The organism is Mixta intestinalis, assembly GCF_009914055.1.
GTDB classification, from domain to species: domain Bacteria; phylum Pseudomonadota; class Gammaproteobacteria; order Enterobacterales; family Enterobacteriaceae; genus Mixta; species Mixta intestinalis.
Genome location: NZ_CP028271.1, coordinates 257,664 through 278,664 on the forward strand (window position 1 = coordinate 257,664; position 21,001 = coordinate 278,664).

Below are 21,001 nucleotides of genomic sequence, written 5' to 3' on the forward strand. Positions count from 1 at the left end.
TTTTTTTAACGTTACAGCCCGTAGCACCTCTCCTCAACGCCGATATAGCTCAGTTGGTAGAGCAGCGCATTCGTAATGCGAAGGTCGTAGGTTCGACTCCTATTATCGGCACCATCATGTAAAAATCCTTATAAATCAAATGGTGAAAGTGAACATTACTCAAGCTGCATGGCTTGTGTTGAATGCCAGAAACAATGGTACAGGGATAACGGTAAGCGTAAGCCGGATCCAGACATCAAACCTTTCATCTCATTTACCCGCTGGTTAAGATGACTTTCAGAGGGTTACAATTCCCTCAGATATTCTCTTAAGGGCCTCTCAATGAATGACGAAAAATTACACACCTACCTTAAAGCTATTGGTATGGGGTGCTTTGTGACGTATTACAGCAAGTTTGCCAACACAACTATTTCACGTGCTGACCTTATTGAACTGCTACATACTCAGGAAAGATACACAGAAAAAAGCTGTGGGAGCCGCACCAGTAAAGCGAGAGCAATCATTTTCGCAGGGGCAAGTGAAGAAGCATTAAGGCTAATTATTGCGTCTAATCGTGTGAACGATGATTTAAGAGATGAGGCCAGAAAGTTACTGATGAAAATTTTTCCGTAAAATCAGGGTATTACTCGTTATTTTCGACCCTCATTGATTACTGGAACATATCTGTGAAGGTCTGGAGGATTTGATGAATACCTGTTTAGACGGCGAACCTGAGAAAGTAGCGTTTAACAAGCAATTTCTCAACATATCTGCAATGAAATCAATTAGAAAGCTCCACCCAAAGCAGGGCGTGACTCTTCACAAGTCAAATTAAGCCATCTATTTGAGACTCTTACTGACCTTTGCCACCGTTGCCCTTGAGCAATTTACCGTTTCCATTACGTCACTGTAGGACATACCAGCCTGTAACAGCTTTGCTATTCTCTCATTGCGCAGTGTGTCCTCAGCATAACTGTAGTGATTCATGAATTTCTTTCATTTCTCTATTCAAATAAGAGGGATTAACAAGCCATTCCTTTCTGTTAAAAATAGATGCAATGGACTACGAACGAGTGGCTCCTCATGTTTATTTCTTTAAAAAAGAAACGTGTATTACCCAAGTATTCAGATGGGTCATGTTGGGCCTGATATTGATGTTTTCGGCTATAGCGAACGAGCGGAATACACAGGAAAATTTAATGAAGATAAATATCATACTCAACGATAAAATCCTTACCGCGACTCTTAATGACTCTCCTGCGAGCCGCGAATTTGCTGCCTTATTACCGCTTACGTTGCAACTGAAAGATTACGCCAGGGAGGAGAAAATAAGTGACTTACCTTCCCGGTTGACCACCGAAGGTTCACCCGAAGGAACGGCAGCAAAAAAAGGCGATATAACCCTTTATGCCCCATGGGGAAATCTGGCTATTTTTTATAAATCTCATAACTATGTGTCTGGCTTAATTAAGCTTGGGCAATTAGATGAGCCGGACGCATTGCCCCTCCGCCCTGATGCCTATAGCGCCAGATTTGAACTGCTGACGGAATAATCATTACTCGGCGGGAGAACATGAATGATAAGCAGAACATTCCTGGCTATTGTTTCTCTGTTATTGATGAGCGGATGCGTTTCCCAAACCACGCAAAACAGGAGTTTGAAAATGACACCAGAAGATACACATAGCGCTGTCGCTGAAGTCGCACCCGCTATGGCTGCGTATGCTGAACGATTTATTGAAAAAGATCTCTGGAACCGTCCGGAGTTGTCGCGTCGCGACCGCAGTCTTGTCACAGTTGCAGCACTCATCAGCCGTAATGATACGGCTGAGCTTCCGCTCTACCTTAACGTGGCGCTGGATAGCGGCGTGAAGCCTGTTGAAATCTCTGAGGTAATTACCCACCTGGCATTTTACGCTGGCTGGCCAAATGCCACCTCTGCGGCACTGGTTGCACGTAACGTATTTGCACAACGCCAAATCGATACGGCGTCATTGTCAGGGGATAAAGTGGATTTCCTGCCTCTTGATAAAGCGTCGGAAAACCAACGTGCCACGATGGTTGAGTCAAACTTTGGCAAGGTATCACCAGGTGTAGTGAAATACACCACGGATGCGCTATTCCTCGACCTGTGGCTGCGCCCGGATCTGGCACCACGGGACCGAAGCCTGGTAACCGTCAGCGCACTGGTTACCGCCGGACAAGTGGCGCAAGTGCCTTATCATCTTAATCGGGCGATGGATAATGGTTTGACCCAGACTCAGGCCTCAGAGGTGTTGACGCAGTTGGCCTTTGTGGCTGGCTGGCCAAACATTTTCTCGGCATTACCCGTATTTAAAGAGGTATTTACAGGCAGAAATCACGCCTGACGGATAACAATTCGCAAAAGCCAGGGCCTGAACAGGTTGCTGGCTTTTTTCTCCCTGTCATCGCAGGTAGCTAATCCTGCCGGGGCATATTCAGGGATGTTTGTAATGGCGCAGCGCGTCAATGACGAGCTGGAAAGCTTTCGAATGATTTCTGTTTTCCGGGTAGTAAATGTAATAACCATCCCAGTAAGGACACCAGTCTTCAAGGACGCTAATCAGTTCGCCACGGGCGAGATGTTTCTCAGCGATATCACGGGGAACATGTGCCAGTCCGTATCCTTCTATGGCAGCCTGCAGATTTTGATAGATACGGCTAAACACAAGCTGACCGCTGACTTTGACGTTCAGGCTCTTACCCTCTTTTTCGAACTCCCAGACATACAAATTACCGTGGGTTGGAAACCGAAGATTGATGCAGTTGTGATCTATAAGATCGTTAGGATGCTGTGGGTAAGGATGACGGGAAAAATAGTCAGGAGAACCCACGACGGCAAAGCGCACATCCGGACCGATACGCACTGAGATCATGCCATTAGATATTTGCTCACCGAGCCGCGTTCCTGCATCAAAGCGACCGGAGACAATATCCGTCAGCGCATAGTCATCAATCAGCTCCAGCGTAATATCCGGGTATTCCTTGAGTAGCGGCTCAAGCTTGGGCCATATGACAGAACCGATCGCATAATCTGACGTTGATATACGTACCGTACCGGCGGCTTTACTGTTGAGATCCTTCAGTGACTGTAATCGTTCCTGGATCCTATCAATATGAGGGCCGAGGTCATCGAACATGGATTGCCCTATATCGGTCAACGAAATACTGCGCGTGGTGCGGGTCAGAAGTTTCATCCCCAGACGGGATTCGAGGGTTCGAATGGTATGGCTGAGGGCTGATTGTGAAACGCCTAAATACGCCGCTGCTTTGGTAAAGCTCTTTTCACGCGCGACGACTATAAACGCCATTAAATCATTAAGGTTTTCCCGTGCCAACCTGTGCCCCTTACTGTCAAAAGAGAGTGATGGGGTAGTGTAGCGTAATGCATAGAGAAGGGGCACATAATGGATGAGGAACTACTGCTTTTAGCCTGGTCGGTTTCAGGGGGCGTAATTTATGAAAATCGTGCATAAGACATATCAGATTTCGCGCCTTACTCATGTCTGTCTTTTTATTCTAGAATGATTATTCGGGTATGACAGAGGAATTCAATAGTGGATTATTCATTATTAAACAATAACCTAAAAATGCCGATGGTAGGTTTTGGTGTTTTTAAGGTAACAGATAAAGAAGAATGTAAACAGTCAGTATTGACTGCTATTCGTACTGGCTACCGCCTTATCGATACCGCAGCAGTTTACGGTAATGAAGATGCCGTTGGTGACGCAGTACGTGAGGCTATTGCCGAAGGGTTATGTAGCCGCGAAGAGCTATTTATTACCTCAAAACTGTGGGTACAGGACATGGCCAGTTACGATATGGCCAAAGCAGGGATTGAAGCGTCGTTAGAAAAATCAGGGCTGGAATATTTTGACCTTTATTTACTGCATCAGGCCATGCGTGATTATTTCAGCGCATGGCGTGCACTGGAGGATGCCTATGACGCCGGTAAGTTTAAGGCAATTGGAGTGTCCAATTTCTATGCTCATGTATTAACAAACTTCTGCGAAACCGTCAGAATTAAGCCTATGGTGAATCAAGTTGAATTACATCCTTATTTTGCTCAACCTGCTGCACTTGAAACCATGAAGTATTACAACGTTCAGCCGGAAGCATGGGCACCCTTAGGCGGTGGAAGACATAAGCCCTATGAAAATGAAATGCTGCAACAAATTGCTGATGCTCACAAAAAAACAATTGCTCAGGTTGTCCTGCGCTGGAATGTGCAGCGTGGTGTCACTGTCATCCCTAAATCCACCCGTCAGGAACGTATTGAAGAGAACTTCGCCATCTGGGATTTCTCATTGACTGAGAGCGAGATGGCGCAAATCAGCTCACTCGATTTAGGCTACGTTGGTGATGCCGTGAAACACTTTAATCCTGAATTTGTGCGGGGTTGTCTTGGTGTGAAGATTCACGATCGTTAGCGCTTTTTGAATCTGCGCCGGGTTATAATACATCAAACCGAATCACTTGTTCCGCGTATGACAACCATCTACGTGAAATGAAGAGTGAGCAGATGAAACCATTTGAGGTTGTTTACCTTAGTGATAACTTGCCTGGCCTGGGTTTAACCAAAGGGCAGCCCGGCGTGGTTTTAGATGTATATTATTCACCATCATTAGCATATGAAGTGGAATTTTGTGATGACGAAGGAAATACTATATTGAGTCTGGCTTTATCGCCAGAACAGTTAAAATCAGAGGTAAATTAACAGTCACGCAGTTATAAATTGTGCAACTTCTAACTGTTTAACAAACATATCCTGCTACCCGACGCGTTTTTTTATCCAGGCTTGCTACGGCGGGCCGTGAAAAGTTGCTCTGCTTTGGTTGCCTTGATAACAGACATCGTGATTGTCGGTTTAGAAAACAACTACGCCAGCCCAGGACGTTCGTATATATCAAACCGTATAAACACTTTGTGCCAGATCACCATTACTATTCCACTGCTTCTGCTCAGTTCCTGTATGGATTATACAGCGTAATAAAAAATCAATAAGCAAGAGGGGGCGATGCGCCCCCATTTATGGATTATGGATTATGGATTATGGATTAATGATTGCAGTCATATGTACTTTATTTGCCATCCTTGCCTCAATAATTTTGTATGACTTTCCGCCTTCATTCTGAGCCAATTGGTGAATCTTACTTTCCGTTTGCTCAAGTGTATCGCCGGTTGCCGTAATGGTTTTAGCGTATACGGAAAAGGGCAGGCAAAAACAAACCAGTAAAAGCGTAATAATGGTTTTCATGAGAATCACTCCTCAAAGAGTAGAGAATTAGATGACTGTTTTAAGCCAGGACTCAATATCCTGCGTCGGCAGATTATGTTGTGCATTCCAGGTTTCACTCATCGGCCACCACATCCCGTCTCCCCTGGCGAAGGCGGCGCGATAGCGGAGCATTTGATCCTCCGGATTTAAACGCAGTGCATCCAGCAGGGCGGGTAAAGTAAGTAGATTCCTGGAAAAAGTGTGTTTTGTTACGCGCTCTACGGTGTCCGCCAGCTTTCCATAGGAAGTCGTTTCCCCCGCGACAAAAATTACCTCATTAGTAATACGCGGTTGATGCAAATAAATGTCGGTGGTTAGTCGGCCAATATCTGCGGGTGACGTAACGGTAACCTGCGTTTCCCATCCCCCAAGCGCATTAATAGTTTTCTCAGATAAATTCACCACATCAAATGCAGGCTCGAAAAGAAAACTGGTAAACATGCCGGTTGAAACAATTACCCATTCCGTTTCGTTTTGTTGCCGGAGTAGCGTCCTGACGTCATACTGCTCATCCCAGACAGGTTGACCGCTTCCTTTGCCCACCACATCGTAATTTACGCCAAACTGCCAGGGGAAATATCGGTTAACGCCAGCCTTCAGCACCGCGCGGGTTATTTTTAACTGCGTCCCCGTACCCGCGACAAAACCCATGCAATTGATCACCGTATCAAAATTTACAAAGTGGTTTTTTAATGAATCAATCGTACTGGCAGCAACGTTGACAGGAATAAATTTAGCTCCCGCATCAGCCAGTTTTTGATGGATATGGGATACCAGCTTTCCCTGTTGATCCCAGGAGGCGGGCGACACAATAACGGAGACGGTGCCCTTGCGCTGTATGACTGCCGGGACCAAAGCGTCCAGCACGGCGGCCCCCAGTTGTCCCGCGCCCAGCACTAATACTTTTTCGCCGGTGTTAATGTTTTGTTCTTTCATCTTCATTCCTTACTTTGTTAAGCAGGTGTTTGCTACGTGTAGGATGAGTTTATGGCAATGTTTATCATTCGATAAGACGATGGCGACAGGTTAGACTGTTCGTAAAAATGGGATAATCAATGTGCTCAGTGACGGTGGGAATATGGATAAGCTGGAATCAATGCAGGTCTATATTAGCGTGGTGGACGCTCACAGCTTCGCCAGGGCAGCAGAAATGCTGGGACTGCCGCGTTCAACGGTATCGCGGGTCATTAAGGAGCTGGAAGCCTGGCTTGGGATTCAACTTCTTAAGCGTACCACCCGTAAACTCAGCGTGACCGCAGATGGTCAACGCTACTATGAAGAGTGCAAAAGAGTGCTGGCTGATATCGCGACGATGGAGTCTTCATTTCCCGGCAGAGCGGCCCAGCCCAAAGGCCGCTTTAAAGTGGGGATGCCCCAGTCTTTCGCCCGGCATTGCATTCTTCCTGGGCTTCCGGAATTTTTGCATCAGTACCCTGAGCTGGAATTAATGCTTTGTTCCAGCGATAGCGTGGAAGACATCATTCAGGAAGGATATGACTGTGTGATCCGCACCGGCAGGATTGACGATTCAACCACGCTGGTTGCACGTCCGCTGGCCAATTTTAAATGGGTGATCCTGGCATCACCGCACTATATTGATCTTTATGGCAGGCCGGAAAGCTTAGCGGATTTGAAACAGCATCGTGCGGTTGGCTACCTGAATCACCGTACCGGACGTACTACCGACTGGTTTTTTACGCTTGATGGAGAGGATGTTGCGCTTCGCATGAAGGAAACGCTGATTGTCGATGATACCGATGCCTATATTCAGGCCGGGGTACAAGGACTTGGGCTTGTTCGCATTGCCAGCTATCTGGCGGTGCCGTATTTGCAGAGTGGTGCATTGGTTTCCTGCATGGATAATTTCTCCTTTGATTTACCCCTTTCGCTGGTCTATCCGCAAAACAGATATCTTCCTCCCTCAGTACGCGTTTTCTATGACTGGTGCAGGGGGCTTTTGACCTCGCCGGAGCGATATCCATAAAGCAGATAGCCTGGCAACTCGGCTTGCCGTCTTCTTCCGCGTTTGTATAGCGCAACATCCTCATAAAAAACGAGCAACCCTAAGGCTGCTCGTACCAACACACGCTAAAAAACAGCGCCACTCACCCCGCAGCCACCTCCCGCAGATGCTTCTTCAGCTTGTGATATTCATCAATCACGTACTGTTCGGCGGCCTGCTGGTCGGCGATAGGCTCCACGCGCACGGCGCAATACTTATACTCCGGCGTTTTGGTCACCGGGCTGAGGTTCTCCGTCACCAGCTCGTTACAGGCGCCGATCCACCACTGGTAAGTCATATAGACCGCACCCACGTTTGGTCGATTGCTCACCTGTGCGCGGGTGATGACTTTGCCCTTACGCGACGTCACCCAGACCAGCGCCTCATCCTTAATACCCAGACGCGCCGCGTCAGCGGTATTGATTTGGGCATAGCCAGGCTCATCGGCCAGCGCCGCTAAGGCCGCACAGTTACCGGTCATGGAACGGCACGAGTAGTGGCCCACTTCTCGCACGGTGGAGAGCACCATGGGGTACTCTTCGGTGAGCTTATCAATGGGCGCGACCCAGTCGCAGGTATAGAGCTGCCCCAGCCCGTTCGGGGTGGAGAACGTCTCTTTGAACAGGTAATCCTGACCCTGATCTTCCTCTGACTCGTCCCGACACGGCCACTGGATGTAGCCCAGCTCGCCCATCTTCTCGTAGGTGGCACCGTAGAAATCCGGGCACAGATGGCGCAGCTCGTCCCAGATCTCCTGGGTGTTGCTGTAGTGCATCGGATAGCCCATGCGGGTGGAGATCTCGCTGATTATCTGCCAGTCCGTTTTCAGATCCCACTTCGGCTCCACCGCTTTAAAGAAGCGCTGAAAACCACGGTCGGCAGCGGTATAAACCCCTTCGTGCTCGCCCCAGGAGGTGGATGGCAGGATCACATCGGCGGCGGCGGCGGTTTTGGTCATGAAGATATCCTGCACGATGACCAGTTCCAGTTCGTCAAACGCCTTACGCACGGCGGAAAGTTCCGCGTCCGTTTGCAGCGGATCTTCGCCCATGATGTAGGCAGCATGCACTTCGCCGTGTGCCACCCGGTGGGGCAGCTCGCTGATGCGATACCCGTTGTGGGCGGGCAGAGACTCCACGCCCCAGGCTCTGGCAAACTTCGCCCGGTTCTCAGGATCGTTGATATACTGATAGCCTGGATAGGTATCCGGTAGTGCGCCCATGTCACATGCGCCCTGCACGTTATTCTGTCCCCGCACCGGGTTCACCCCCGCGTATGGCTTGCCGAGGTTACCGGTCAGCAGCGCCAGACTCGTCAGGGAACGCACGGTTTCCACACCCTGGTAGAACTGGGTTACGCCCATCCCCCAGAGGATCGCCGCATTTTCAGCCGCCGCGTACATGCGCGCCGCCTGGCGGATCTCAAAGGCGCTGACCCCGGTGATCGCCTCAACGGATTCTGGCGTATAGCCTTCAACGATCTTGCGGTACTCCTCAAACCCTTCCGTCCGCGCCGTTACAAATGCGCGGTCGTACAGTTGTTCTTCAATGATCACGTGCCCCATCGCATTCAGTAGTGCGATATTGGAGCCGTTTTTCAGCGCCAGGTGCATATCGGCAATGCGCGCGGTTTCAATTTTGCGCGGATCGCAGACGATAATTTTCGCTCCTTTGCGTTTGGCTTTAATCACCCGATTCGCCACTATGGGGTGCGAATCCGCCGGATTGTAGCCGAAGATAAAGACCATATCGGCATTTTCAATACCGACAATCGAGTTACTCATTGCGCCGTTACCGACCGACTGGTGCAGACCTGCAACCGATGGGCCGTGTCAGACGCGCGCGCAGCAGTCGATATTGTTAGTACCGATAACCGCGCGGGCAAATTTTTGCATTACATAGTTGGTTTCATTGCCGGTACCGCGCGATGACCCGGTGGTCATGATCGCGTCCGGTCCGTGCTTAGCCTTAATGGCGCTGAGTTTAGTCGCAACGTAATCCAGGGCTTCATCCCAGGAGACCGCCTCCAGCTTGCCGCCGCGCTGGCGTCGGATCATCGGGGATTTCAGGCGCGGCGTCAGGATTTTGGTGTCGTTAATAAAATCCCAGCCGTAATACCCCTTCAGGCAGAGAGTGCCCTGATTGGTTTTACCCTGCGCTGCTTCAGCCTTGACGATTTTGCCGTTATCGACCACCAGGTTGATCTTGCAACCCGAGGCACAATAGGGGCAAACCGTGACTACTTTCTTCATCGGTATGAACTCCCGTTCCTGTTCGTATAGTCAGGCTATGCATGAATCGCGCCACTATAAAAATCGCAATTAATAGACTGAAAAATAATAAAAAATTGAGAAGGGCATTAAAGCGCGCCGTCCATTCGACAGAAATGACATGACGAACGGACAGCGGTGACGAGGGGATTAACGCACAATCAGGGCGTCGTAGCCTTTACGGCGATAGTTAATAAGGGAGATTAGCCAACAGGCGACGAAGAGAGCGACCACAATAAAGCCCGCGTTACCCAGGTTATCATTCATTGCGGCTACGCCGTTCCACAGCCCGCCCTCCAGCCCGAGCTTGTTCGCCAGCAGCCCCAGCGCCTCCAGCCCTCCGATAAACAGCGCCACCACTACAGAGGTGCCGGTGATGGTCATGTTGTAGTAAAGCTTGCGCTGGGGCTTGTTGAATGCCCAGCCGTAGGCACCCACCATAATCAGGTTATCGAGGGTATCGATCAGCGCCATACCGCTGGTGAAGAGCAGGGGAAAAACCAGGATCGCCCATACCGACATCCCGCTGGAGGCACCGGCGGCGGAGATCCCCAGCACCCCGATCTCGGTGGCGGTATCAAAGCCCAGGCCAAATAAAAATCCCACCAGATACATGTGCCAGCTGCGGGTCACCAGGCGGAACGCCGGGCGAAACAGCCGGTTCATCACGCCGCCGCCTTCAAAGGTGATGGCGTCAGGCACCGGCTCGCCGCGTTTCATCTTGTTAAAGCTGCCCCACACGTCGCGCAGGATAATCATGTTCACCAGCGCCATCGCCAGCAGGAAAAAGGCCGAAACCGCCGTGCCGATGGTGCCGCCCGTATCGTGGAACCAGGCCATATGACGGCTGAAGGCCGTGGCGGTGGCGGCGATGGCAATCGAGGCCAGCACCACGATGGTGGAGTGGCCGAGCGAGAACCAGGCTCCCACACCGCAGGGGCGTTTGCCCTGCTGCATCATCTTGCGGGTCACGTTATCAATGGCGGCGATGTGATCGGCATCCACCGCGTGACGCAAGCCATAGCACCAGGCGAGCATGCTTGCCGCCAGCAGCGACGGCACAGCGTGAAAAAGATAAAACGCCGTCCCCCAGGCCACAATATTGGTCACGACCAGCGCCAGCATCAGCGCCACGGCTTTAGGATGATTGTTGAAATAGTGCACAAACATAGCGAGGTCCAGAATCAGGAAAATGTCGCGGCAGCAATCACTGCCTGTCCAAATGCTACCGCCCCGTCTCCGGCGGGAAGCCGTTCGGGAAACAGTACGGTAAAATCGCGTAGCCAGAACCGCAGGCGCGCTCGCAGCAGCCGGTTGTGCAGCACCCCGCCGCCACAGGCGATGGTGGAGATGCGATGCTGCCGGGCGTGAGCGGCGGCCAGCGTCGCCATCCCCTGCGCCAGGGCATCGTGAAACGCCCATGCCCGTTCGGCATCCGGGGCCTGCCAGCCTAATAACCGGTGCCAGAAGATCGCCATATCCAGCTCACCTTCGCGCACCGGCAGGGTCACCGGATGCGTTACGGGCGAGGCGCTCAGCGCCAGGGCTTCCAGTCGGCAGGCGGCTTCGCCTTCGTAGCTGAGCTGTGAAGGCGCGCAGCCCAGCGCTGCGGCCACGGCATCAAACAACCGGCCAGCAGAGGAGGCGGGCGGCGAGTTCACCCCGCGCGCAATCGCCTTCGCCAGCGGCTGCCAGGGCTTATCCAGTAGCACGTTTGCCTGGGGCAACGATTGCCATTCCGGGACAAACGCCAGCCACTGAGCCAGCAGATTGCGCCACGGTTGGCGGGCCGCCAGATCGCCGCCGGGCAGCGCCACCGGCGGCAGCCCGCCCAGCCTTTCGCAGCGGCGATAATTCACCCGCAGGCACTCGCCACCCCAGAGCGCGCCGTTTTCGCCCTGGCCGATGCCGTCAAGCACCAGGGCGATGACGTCGCCGCCGTCGCGCGGCCAGCCGTGTTCGGCCAGGCAGGCCGCCGCGTGGGCGTGGTGATGCAGCACGTGCATCTGCGGCAGGGGCATCTCTTCGCCGAGCTGCGTTGAGCGATAGCCCGGATGGGCGTCGGTCACCACCCGTTCGGGGGTAAACTGCCAGAGATCCTGCATTAACGTCAGCGCCCGCCGCCACTGCGCCACTGCGCCGTCATCGTTCAGATCGCCCAGGTGCTGGCTCAGCACCGCCTGCCCGCCGCGCACCAGGCAAAATGTATTCTTAAGATCGGCCCCGAGGCACAGCAGAGACGGGGCATCTTCAAAGCCGGGGGGAAGGGGCAGGGCATCTGGCACAAAGCCACGGGCGCGGCGCAGCATCTCGCCACTGGCGCGCATCACCGAGTCATCCATGCGCTGGACGATAGCGCGATTATGCAGCAGAAAGCCGTCGGCAATCCCGCTCAGATCGCGCAGGGCATCGACGTTGGTGAGCGCTGGCGGACGGCCGTTCAGGTTGCCGGAGGTCATCACCAGCGGGCGGTCCAGATCCTGCATTAACAGGTGCTGAAGCGGGTTGGCGGCGAGCATCACTCCGACCTCGTTAAGCCCTGGAGCTACCGCTTCACACAGCGCTATGCCGCTTTTCTCCACCAGCACGATGGGGGCGGCAGGGGAGCGCAGCAGCGCCTGAACTCCAGCGGGCAGGGCATCCGCCACGCGCGGCGGGATCATTACCGCCAGCGGCTTCGCCGGGCGGCCTTTGCGTGCGCGCAGCGCGTTCACCGCCGCCTCGTTTTGCGCATCGCAGGCCAGGTGGAAACCTCCCAGCCCTTTGATTGCCACTATGTCGCCGCGCTTCAGTGCCGCCACCGCAGCCTGTAGCGCATTTTCTTGTTCTTCCTCGCCTGTTACCCAGCTCACCTGTGGCCCGCACTCCGGACAGGCCACTGGCTGGGCGTGAAAACGCCGGTCGGCGGGGTTGCGGTACTCCGCTTCGCAGGCCGGGCAGAGGGCAAATTCGGCCATAGTGGTGGAGGGACGGTCGTAGGGCATCGCCCGAATAATGGTGAAGCGTGGTCCGCAGTGGGTACAGTTGATAAAGGGGTAGCGGTAGCGGCGCTGGTGCGGATCGTTCATCTCCGCCAGGCATGCCGGGCAGGTTGCGGCATCCGGGACCACCTGGGTGGTCATCTTTCCCTGCGCGCTGGGAATAATCGTAAAATCCTGTGGCAGCACTGCCCAGTGCCAGGGCTGCTCGCTGATGTCGTCGATACGCGCCAGCGGCGGGCAGCCGACGGCAAGCTGAGCAATAAAAGTCTGCGCCTGGCCGACGAGGCGCACCACCACGCCGCCACCGTCGTTGCAGACATCGCCCTTCAGCGCCAGCCGCTGCGCCAGCTGCCAGACCCAGGGGCGAAATCCCACCCCCTGGACTTTGCCGCGAATGCGCAGCCGCGTGCCGTTTACACTCATCGCATCACTTCCTGAAGATTAAATAATGTTGCCGGGGAGAAGTACTCCCCGGCTGCCAGCCATTAGCTGTCTACCGCCTCCCGCAGGCGGGTTTTCATGACGTTATAGGTTGTCAGAGCATAATTTTCCGCCCAGTTTTGATCGGCAATTTTGTCGATCTTCACGGCGCAATATTTGGTCTCCGGCGTTTTGGAGATAGGATCGAGGTTATCCTGGGTCAGTTCGTTGCAGGCCCCAATCCACCACTGGTAGGTCATGTACACCGCCCCTTTATTGATCCGCTCGTTAACGTCGGCCCGGCTGATAACCTTGCCGCGGCGGGAGCTGACCCACACCAGCTGCCCATCTTTAATGCCCGCAGCAGCGGCATCTTCCGGGTTCATCTGCACAAAGCCCGGTTCATCCGCCAGGGTTTGCAGCGCCGCGCAGTTGCCGGTCATTGACCGACAGGAGTAATGCCCTACCTCGCGCACGGTGCAGAGCACCAGCGGATAGTCGGCGTCCGGTACCTCCGCCGGCTTGCGCCATTTAGCGGCAAAAAGCTGGCCTTTGCCGCTCGGCGTGTCGAAGCGGTTGCCTTCGTACAACCAGGGCGTGCCCGGATGATCGAGGGTCGGGCACGGCCACTGCACGTGTCCCATATCGCCCATTTTTTCGTACGTCACGCCGTAGAAAAGCGGGCAGAGCTCGCGCATTTCGTCCCAGATGTGCTGGTTATCGCGATAGTGCATCGGATAGCCCATCTCAGTAGCAATCAGGCTGATGATCTCCCAGTCACGTTTGACGTTGCCCTTCGGCTCAATGGCTTTTTCAAAGCGCTGGAAGCCCCGGTCGGCGCAGGTGAATACCCCCGCATGTTCGCCCCAGGAAGTGGCGGGCAGCAGCACGTCGGCCATCTCTGCGGTTTTGGTCATAAAGATGTCCTGCACCACCACGAATTCGAGCGCCTCAAAGCCTTTACGCACCAGGCCCAGATCCGCTTCGGTCTGGAGCGGATCTTCGCCCATGATGTAATAGGCTTTCATCTTGCCCTCCAGCGCGAGGTGTGGCACTTCGGTAATGCGCACCCCTACCTGGTCGTCCATGTTGCGCGGATCGATATTCCACGCCCGGGCAAATTTCTCCCGCACCTGCGGATCGGTCACATTCTGATAGCCGGGGAACTGGTTGGGGATAACCCCCATGTCGCACGCCCCCTGCACGTTATTCTGGCCGCGCACCGGCCCCACGCCCACGTGTTCGCGTCCCAGGTTGCCGGTTAACAGCGCCAGCGTGGAGAGCCCTTTCACCACGTCTACCGCCTGGCCAAACTGGGTCACCCCCATTCCCCACATCACGGTGGCGGATGGTGCGGCGGCGTAAATACGCATCGCCTGGCGGATCTGCTGGGCGCTCACGCCGGTGATGTCTTCTACCGCTTCCGGCGCATACTCGCTCACGGTTTCGCGCAGCGTCTCCAGCCCTTCGGTGTATTGCGCCACGTAGTCGCTGTTGTAGAGATGCTCGTCCAGCAGGGTGTAGATGAAGGCATTGACCAACGCCATGTTGCAGCCGTTTTTGAGCTGCAGGTGCCGGTCGGCAATGCGTGCCGTCTCAATTTTGCGCGGATCGCAGACGATCACCTTCGCGCCGTTCTGCTTCGCTTTGATCACCCGACGGGCGACAATCGGGTGCGAGTCGGCGCAGTTGTAGCCGAAGATCAGCAGGCATTTTGAATTTTCGATATCGCTGATAGAGTTGCTCATCGCCCCGTTGCCCAGCGTCTCCTGGAGGCCGGCAACGCTCGGCCCATGGCAGACGCGGGCGCAGCAGTCGACGTTGTTGGTGTTAAGCACCCCGCGAGCAAACTTCTGCATCACGTAGTTGGTTTCATTCCCCGTTCCGCGCGACGAGCCGGTGGTCATAATAGCGCGCGGGCCGTATTTCGCCTTGATCTCAGAGAGGCGGCGGGCGGTGTAGCGAATAGCTTCATCCCAGGTGACGGGCACAAATTTGCCGCCCTTCTGGTAGCGGATCATGGGCTGGGTCAGGCGCGGCGTCAGCAGCCGGGTATCATTGAGAAAATCCCAGCCGTAGTATCCCTTAAGGCAAAGTTGATCCTGGTTGGTGACGCCCGGCGCGGCCTCCGCGCGGATGATTTTATTGTTCTCAACTACCAGTTTTAATTTACAACCTGCACCGCAGTACGGGCAGACGCTAGTGATTTTCTTCATCAGTAACAGACCTGCTAAAAGTGAAAAGAGGCCGAGGCTTACAGCATCAGCGAAGAGATATCGTCCAGCGCCGCACGGCGGCGTTTTTCCAGACTCAGTTGTTCAAGCTTGTTGCGATCGATACAGACGATGGCGTTGGTGGGGCAGGCCTGAATGCAGGCCGGGCCGTTCGGCTGGTGATAGCAGAGGTCGCATTTGTTGGCTTCGGCCTTTTCTGCCACCACGTTCAGCCCGGATCCCGTGCTGCGCACCACCGGCTTAACCACCACCTCCATGGCGCCGTAGGGACAGGCCACCACGCAGGTTTTGCAGCCGATGCAGCGCTCCTGGTGAACATGCACAAAGTCGTTATCCCGGGTGATCGCCCCGTTCGGACAGACGCTGGCGCAGGGAGCATCCTCGCACTGGCGGCACATAGTCGCGGTGGAGACGTTGACGCCTTTGATGACGTGAATACGCGGTAAGAAGGTTTGTGGCGTCAGCGAAGAGCAGTCCTGGTCTTCGTGGTGCGATACCACGCAGGCAACTTCACAGGTACGACAGCCGATACATTTACTGGCATCGGCGATGATGAAACGATTCATCCTTTATCTCCGGCATTGATAGTAATCTCACCGGGTGGATGCATAAAACGCGCCAAAAATTAACTTTTTGAAATATAGGTGTTTTATTTGAGTTGAGGCTGTCGTCGACATTAGTGACGATGACGGTAGTGACGGTTTCGCTTTGGATAAAGGAAGGAGTAGAGGGTGTTATCTTTTTTGGAAATAACTGTATTTACCGTAGGAAATAACTATGGGTTATTCAGATAAAAGGAAACTTCGCGGGTAATCTGGCTCGAAGGAAAAAGCCGGCTGGTCGGGTATGAGCGAAGAGCGGAAGTTCACTTGCTAACTGTAAAGACAACTTCCGAAGTCTCGGCTGCCCATTTAGAATTTTACAATCAAGCTTATTATTCCCACTGCCATAGCACTATAGAAAGGACTATTTCCATTTTGTCACTTCTGAAATACTACTATCCTATATTGTCTAGAGAGAGTGAGAGTTTTAATATTACATTCATTCCAGTGAGTAACGAAATAATAATCATTAATTCATTATTCTCTTTGCTTAACCTTTCAGTTTATTTATTTTTTCTGGTTTCACGAGAGTTGTCATGGTTTTTCAGTGTTGACGGCAATATTTAAACTCACTGTAGTATCAGAAGAGAAAATTGTTATGAACACCAAAGGTCTCATCCTTATTATTATCGGCGCAATGTTTGAATGCGCCTGGGCATTCGGTCTTAAGCACGCGCAGGGCTCATTTGAAATATTTCTGACAGTGATCTGCGTAGTGGCCAGTTTTGGCATATTCATGCTTTCGTTCAAATACGTAGGCGCGAGTATTGCGTATGTGGTTTATACCGGTCTCGGTACCCTGTTTGTGGTGCTGGTCGAAATGGCTGACACCCTGTCCCATGGAGGTCAGCCAGAAATTCTCCGTATCGTATTTGTTGTCACACTGATGCTGGGCGTCATTGGTGTCAAAGGAGCAAAATCATGATTTCCTATCTCGTTCTGTTTATTGCCGGATGCTTCGAGGTTGCCGGCATCTCCACCTTGAATGGATATGCCAATACCGAAACCGTTAGCCGTAAGGTCACGTTCCTTCTGGCCACCATTGTACTTTTTGCCATTGCGCTCAGTTCGTTGAGTATCTCCATGCGCGAGATCCCCCTTTCCGTGGCCTATGCCATCTTTACGGGCGTGGGTACCGTTGGTGCCGTTGCGGTAGGCGTGTTTATTAACGGAGATAAAATCCGTTTGCTCAAGGGGGCAAGTATCTTTCTTATTATCTTCAGCGCAATCATGCTGAAGCTGGTTTAATTAAGATGACTCACTTTCAAATGGATGTTAGTAAACATGCTGTTTGGAAGTGAGAATTACGTCGTTATTAACCATACTCAAGACAGGTTAAAATTTTCAACCATAAAACTAACGAAAGATTTAAGCCTTGGGGTTGTATATTTATTCGTCGGCCAGACGATATTCATATCATAACTTCGCCCAACGATATCACCCAGTACAATCTCCAGTTCTCCCGACGCAAGATATTTTTCTGTCAATAACCCTGGCATAAAAACAATCCCTTTTCCGTTCAGGGCCAGCCCCAGGCGAATATCGGTACTGTTGCATACAACAGCGGGGATGATATTGATATCTCCAGCCCCGGCATTCAGTAACGGCCAGGGCTCCGTTCTGCCGCTGGAAGGATACCGGTACTGGATGCAACTGTGTGAGCTGAGGTCATCCACACAGGAAGGTGTACCGTATCTCTTCAGATACTCCGGCGATGCCACCAGATTCATGGGGCAGTTACCGAGCGAGCGGGCCGTTAAGCGTGAATCAGAGAGATGTCCAACACGGATTACGGCGTCAAAGCCTTCATCCACGACATCAACCAGCCTGTCGCTGAGATCCACCTCCAGCATTACAGCTGGATAAAGCTCGATAAACCGACTGATTAGGGGCACAAAGAACGAAGGCATATTAGGCATGCTTACACGTAACTTTCCCCTTGGTTCACACGATATAGATGAAAGCTCTTCTTTTGCGGATTTTAGTTCATTGAGGATCACCCGGCAGCGTTCAAGGAACATCTCCCCTTCCTGCGTCAGGCTTAATCCACGGGTGTTTCGGTTGAGAAGCCGTGTGCCCAGCTCTTCCTCCGTTTTGCTAACCAGCTTGCTTACGGCTGAGGGCGAGATATTAAGCTCACGTGCCGCTGCGGCAAAGCTGCCAAGCTCCGCAATCTTTACGAATGCCTCTATTCCGTCAACAAGGTTCATCTTCTTCTCCTTCGTGATATACCGCTGAAAACGCGTGCCTGACACATCTTATCGTAACCACTCATTCCATTCTGTCATGACTGAAATACCGGAAGAGGGAATTGTTTGAATACGATCACAGGGCTACCCTTTGAACTCCCGTTCTCCGATCGTTTTGTATAGTGGTATAGGCCGCCACCGCTTCACACTGGACAGAGCTAACCAGCAGATTCACTCGTTTTAGGGGAAACTATGTCATCAGACAAACAACAAAAAGCCGGCTCTACGCCACATCATGACATCAGTACAAGTGTAAGCGTACATGGAGCAAGAACACATAACCTCAGGGATATTTCGTTTACATTCCCCCGCGATGCAATGGTAGTGTTTACCGGGATCTCGGGTTCGGGTAAATCCTCACTGGCCTTTGATACCCTCTATGCGGAAGCCCAGCGACGGTTTATGGAATCTATTGCCCCTCATGCGCGGCGTCTGATTGAACAGGCGTCCGCACCGGATGTTGATGGTATCAATGGCCTGCCGCCTGCGGTTGCCCTGCAACAGAGTCGGGCCGGGGCTCAGGAACGATCTACCGTCGGTAGCCTGACGCGAATTTCTGTCACCTTAAGGCTGCTGTTTTCCCGCGCAGGCATTCGCCCCGAAGGGGTTCCGTTCCTGCCCGCCGAGTCGTTTTCACCCAATAATCCCCAGGGGGCTTGCCCAACCTGCCAGGGGATGGGAATGGTTCATGAAGTGAAAGCCGATGTGCTTGTTCCGGACGGTGCGCTGAGCATCCGTGAAGGTGCTATCGCCTCCTGGCCGAATGGCTGGCAGGCGAAGAACCTTCGTTCTATTCTCGATACGCTTGGCTACGACATTGATGCACCGTGGAATACGCTGTCTGAACAGGACAAAGAGTGGATCCTGTTTACCGATGAACAGCCTTCTGTACCTATCTTTATGGGTCTCAATGCAGAGCAGCGTCAGGAAGCGATCGCAGCCGGAACCGAACCTTCTTATACCGGTACTTATACCAGTGCCCGGAAATACGTACTGCAAAGTTATTCCGGCGGGAAAGAATCTGTGAAAAAACGTCTTTCACGTTTTATTACCGTGGCACCGTGCACCGAATGCCACGGTAAAAGGCTCAACCAGAAAGCATTGTCTGTGACTTTTGCCGGGCACGATATCGCTCAAATCGGTGAGCTGACGATAACGCAATTGAAATCTTTATTTTTACCCTTTGCCAACGGGCACTCTCAGTCTCTGCCTGGCGAAGCTGCATTAAGGGAAGCCACTATCAGAATGACGACCGACATTTGCGGACGTCTCGAACAACTTGAAAAACTGGGCCTTGGCCATTTGTCTCTCGGTCGCCGGACCACAATGTTGTCATCAGGGGAACTCCAGCGTATCCGGCTTGCAACCCAGCTCATCTCCCGCCTTTTCGGTGTGCTGTATGTGCTTGATGAACCTGCGGCCGGATTGCACCCGGATGACGTGCGGGCGCTGATTCATTCTCTACGTTCTCTTCTGGAGGCGGGTAACTCTCTGGTCATCGTCGAGCATAACCTGGACGTTATCGCCGAAGCAGACTGGCTGACGGAAGTCGGGCCAGGACCGGGCCGACTGGGTGGAGAAATCGTCTATAACGGCATACCGTCCGGGCTTGCACAGGTTTCCCGATCGCCTACGGCCGGTTATCTGTTCGGCCAGCGCTATAAGGGCCTACGCCAACGCAGACTTCCGGAGCGCTGGCTGAAGCTTGAGCAGGTTATGTGTAATAATATACATTCTGTTAATGTCCAAATCCCCCTTGAGCGGATGACCGTGATCACCGGTGTATCCGGCTCGGGTAAATCAACGCTTCTGACCCAAGTGCTCCCGACGTTGCTACAGCGGCTAGATAAAACCCCTGAAGATGAGGAAACGGGAGAAGAAACCGTATATTTGGGCGTTCAGGGGAAAATCACGGCCGGAGGAACCTCTCTCAAACGACTGGTCCGTATCGATCAGAGGCCTATAGGGCGCACACCGCGTTCGAACCTGGCGACCTATACTGGTTTTTTTGACACTGTCCGCAAGCTCTTTGCTGAAACCGATGAAGCCAGGAAACGTGGCTTTGACGCCAGTCGCTTTTCCTTTAATCTCCCTGCCGGGCGATGTCCTGCCTGCGAGGGGCAGGGGCAGATAACCATTGAACTGATGTTCATGCCTCAGGCAAGTGCGCCATGTTCTGCCTGTGGCGGGCGTCGCTACAATGATGAAACACTTGAGGTTCGCTGGAATAACAGAAACATAGCCGATGTTCTGGCCCTTACCGTAGACGAAGCCATTACCGTATTCAGAAACAATGAAGCCATACAGCGTTCTCTGGCAGCGCTTGCTTCGCTTGGTCTTGGCTACCTGACGTTAGGCCAGCCAGCCACGGAACTGTCCGGAGGTGAATGTCAGCGCATCAAGCTTGCCTGGGAGCTTCAGCGGGTGCAGCGGGGTAAGACACTCTATCTCCTCGACGAGCCGTCCACGGGGCTACATCCTGCGGATATGGATAAGTTGATGCGAGTGCTGGACAAGCTGGTTCAGCGAGGGGATACAGTTGTGATGGCAGAGCACGACATGCGGATAGCCTCGGAAGCCGACTGGGTCCTCGATCTCGGTCCTGGCTCGGGTGAGAACGGCGGGGAAATCGTTGCGGCTGGTACCCCGGAGGAGGTCAGTCATGTAGGTAACAGCATCACTGCGCCTTACTTATTGGCAAGGTTAAAAAAGCGGATTGGCGATCCTGAAGAATAATCCCGGGCATGGTTTCATATAGCAATAATGATGGGCATATATAGTTTGACTGATCTGTTCCCCACCGGTTGATGCAGATAGATGCTGGCAATGACCGCCCCTGGCACAAAGCTGTCATCACAACGACCTTAGGAATAATCATATCCCTGGAGTACCGCCTTTCCTCCAAAACAAAAAGCGCCCGCCTACCGCGAACGCTTTTCCCAACCCTTCGTTACTTCCGTCCCCAG

The 21,001-nt window shown here is 52.9% G+C and carries 18 protein-coding genes, 1 tRNA gene and 1 pseudogene; 10 read left to right on the forward strand and 10 right to left on the reverse strand.

Annotated features, from left to right (window positions below; translation table 11 throughout):
• The first annotated feature begins 38 nt into the window (after positions 1–38).
• Together C7M51_RS01115 and C7M51_RS01120 are read left to right on the forward strand one after the other, a co-directional pair.
• Positions 39–114, forward strand: a tRNA-Thr gene (locus C7M51_RS01115).
• 207 nt (positions 115–321) lie between these two features.
• A complete protein-coding gene (locus tag C7M51_RS01120; protein WP_160619773.1) occupies positions 322–612 on the forward strand; it encodes a hypothetical protein in 291 nt (96 codons plus the stop codon).
• Between the two features lie 207 nt (positions 613–819).
• On the opposite strand, the pseudogene C7M51_RS01125 reads toward C7M51_RS01120, so the two are convergent.
• A pseudogene (locus C7M51_RS01125) lies at positions 820–945 on the reverse strand (helix-turn-helix domain-containing protein); the annotation flags it as partial.
• Between the two features lie 233 nt (positions 946–1,178).
• On the opposite strand from C7M51_RS01125, the gene C7M51_RS01130 reads away from it, so the two are divergent.
• Positions 1,179–1,532: a cyclophilin-like fold protein gene (locus C7M51_RS01130; protein ID WP_160619774.1), complete on the forward strand. Its 354-nt coding sequence runs from the start codon at positions 1,179–1,181 to the stop codon at positions 1,530–1,532.
• Between the two features lie 24 nt (positions 1,533–1,556).
• Positions 1,557–2,348 carry a carboxymuconolactone decarboxylase family protein gene (locus C7M51_RS01135; RefSeq protein WP_160619775.1) on the forward strand — a complete coding sequence of 264 codons (792 nt, stop codon included), beginning with the start codon at positions 1,557–1,559 and terminating at the stop codon, positions 2,346–2,348.
• 90 nt (positions 2,349–2,438) lie between these two features.
• On the opposite strand, the gene C7M51_RS01140 is transcribed toward C7M51_RS01135, so the two are convergent.
• The gene (locus tag C7M51_RS01140) at positions 2,439–3,338 is read right to left on the reverse strand and encodes a LysR family transcriptional regulator (protein ID WP_160619776.1); all 900 of its coding nucleotides are present in this window, start codon (positions 3,336–3,338) and stop codon (positions 2,439–2,441) included.
• 219 nt (positions 3,339–3,557) lie between these two features.
• On the opposite strand from C7M51_RS01140, the gene C7M51_RS01145 reads away from it, so the two are divergent.
• Together C7M51_RS01145 and C7M51_RS01150 are read left to right on the forward strand one after the other, a co-directional pair.
• Positions 3,558–4,430, forward strand: coding sequence for an aldo/keto reductase (locus C7M51_RS01145; protein ID WP_160619777.1), 873 nt, complete (start codon positions 3,558–3,560; stop codon positions 4,428–4,430).
• 92 nt (positions 4,431–4,522) lie between these two features.
• Positions 4,523–4,717, forward strand: a complete 195-nt coding sequence (locus C7M51_RS01150) for a DUF4926 domain-containing protein (protein ID WP_244323784.1) — start codon at positions 4,523–4,525, stop codon at positions 4,715–4,717.
• Between the two features lie 333 nt (positions 4,718–5,050).
• Here the strand turns inward: C7M51_RS01150 and C7M51_RS01155 are convergent, their stop codons facing one another.
• Together C7M51_RS01155 and C7M51_RS01160 are read right to left on the reverse strand one after the other, a co-directional pair.
• Entirely contained in the window at positions 5,051–5,257 is a 207-nt protein-coding gene (locus tag C7M51_RS01155) for a YdgH/BhsA/McbA-like domain containing protein (RefSeq protein WP_160619779.1), read from the reverse strand.
• A gap of 27 nt (positions 5,258–5,284) precedes the next feature.
• Positions 5,285–6,214, reverse strand: coding sequence for an aromatic alcohol reductase (locus tag C7M51_RS01160; RefSeq protein WP_160619780.1), 930 nt, complete (start codon positions 6,212–6,214; stop codon positions 5,285–5,287).
• A 142-nt stretch (positions 6,215–6,356) separates the two neighbouring features.
• Between C7M51_RS01160 and C7M51_RS01165 the strand changes: the two genes are divergently transcribed.
• Positions 6,357–7,262, forward strand: coding sequence for a LysR family transcriptional regulator (locus tag C7M51_RS01165; RefSeq protein ID WP_160619781.1), 906 nt, complete (start codon positions 6,357–6,359; stop codon positions 7,260–7,262).
• A gap of 121 nt (positions 7,263–7,383) precedes the next feature.
• On the opposite strand, the gene fdhF (C7M51_RS01170) is transcribed toward C7M51_RS01165, so the two are convergent.
• From fdhF (C7M51_RS01170) to hydN, 5 genes are all read right to left on the reverse strand, one after another.
• Positions 7,384–9,531 carry a formate dehydrogenase subunit alpha gene (fdhF, locus tag C7M51_RS01170; protein WP_160619782.1) on the reverse strand — a complete coding sequence of 716 codons (2,148 nt, stop codon included), beginning with the start codon at positions 9,529–9,531 and terminating at the stop codon, positions 7,384–7,386.
• Between the two features lie 168 nt (positions 9,532–9,699).
• Positions 9,700–10,719, reverse strand: a complete 1,020-nt coding sequence (locus tag C7M51_RS01175) for a HoxN/HupN/NixA family nickel/cobalt transporter (RefSeq protein WP_160619783.1) — start codon at positions 10,717–10,719, stop codon at positions 9,700–9,702.
• A gap of 14 nt (positions 10,720–10,733) precedes the next feature.
• Positions 10,734–12,953, reverse strand: a complete 2,220-nt coding sequence (hypF, locus tag C7M51_RS01180) for a carbamoyltransferase HypF (protein ID WP_160619784.1) — start codon at positions 12,951–12,953, stop codon at positions 10,734–10,736.
• Positions 12,954–13,015: 62 nt separating this feature from the next.
• A complete protein-coding gene (gene fdhF / locus C7M51_RS01185; protein ID WP_160619785.1) occupies positions 13,016–15,166 on the reverse strand; it encodes a formate dehydrogenase subunit alpha in 2,151 nt (716 codons plus the stop codon).
• Positions 15,167–15,204: 38 nt separating this feature from the next.
• Entirely contained in the window at positions 15,205–15,750 is a 546-nt protein-coding gene (gene hydN, locus C7M51_RS01190; protein ID WP_160619786.1) for an electron transport protein HydN, read from the reverse strand.
• Between the two features lie 634 nt (positions 15,751–16,384).
• Between hydN and C7M51_RS01195 the strand changes: the two genes are divergently transcribed.
• Together C7M51_RS01195 and C7M51_RS01200 are read left to right on the forward strand one after the other, a co-directional pair.
• On the forward strand, positions 16,385–16,711 hold the full coding sequence (locus tag C7M51_RS01195; protein WP_160619787.1) for a DMT family transporter: 327 nt from the start codon (positions 16,385–16,387) through the stop codon (positions 16,709–16,711).
• Positions 16,708–17,034 carry a DMT family transporter gene (locus C7M51_RS01200; protein ID WP_160619788.1) on the forward strand — a complete coding sequence of 109 codons (327 nt, stop codon included), beginning with the start codon at positions 16,708–16,710 and terminating at the stop codon, positions 17,032–17,034. Before C7M51_RS01195 ends, C7M51_RS01200 begins: the two co-directional genes overlap by 4 nt.
• Positions 17,035–17,111: 77 nt before the next feature.
• Here C7M51_RS01200 and C7M51_RS01205 read toward each other — a convergent pair whose 3' ends face one another.
• Positions 17,112–17,996, reverse strand: coding sequence for a LysR family transcriptional regulator (locus tag C7M51_RS01205; protein WP_160619789.1), 885 nt, complete (start codon positions 17,994–17,996; stop codon positions 17,112–17,114).
• 231 nt (positions 17,997–18,227) lie between these two features.
• Here C7M51_RS01205 and C7M51_RS01210 point away from each other — a divergent pair, with 231 nt between their 5' ends.
• Positions 18,228–20,771 carry an excinuclease ABC subunit UvrA gene (locus C7M51_RS01210; protein WP_160619790.1) on the forward strand — a complete coding sequence of 848 codons (2,544 nt, stop codon included), beginning with the start codon at positions 18,228–18,230 and terminating at the stop codon, positions 20,769–20,771.
• The last annotated feature ends 230 nt before the right edge of the window (positions 20,772–21,001 follow it).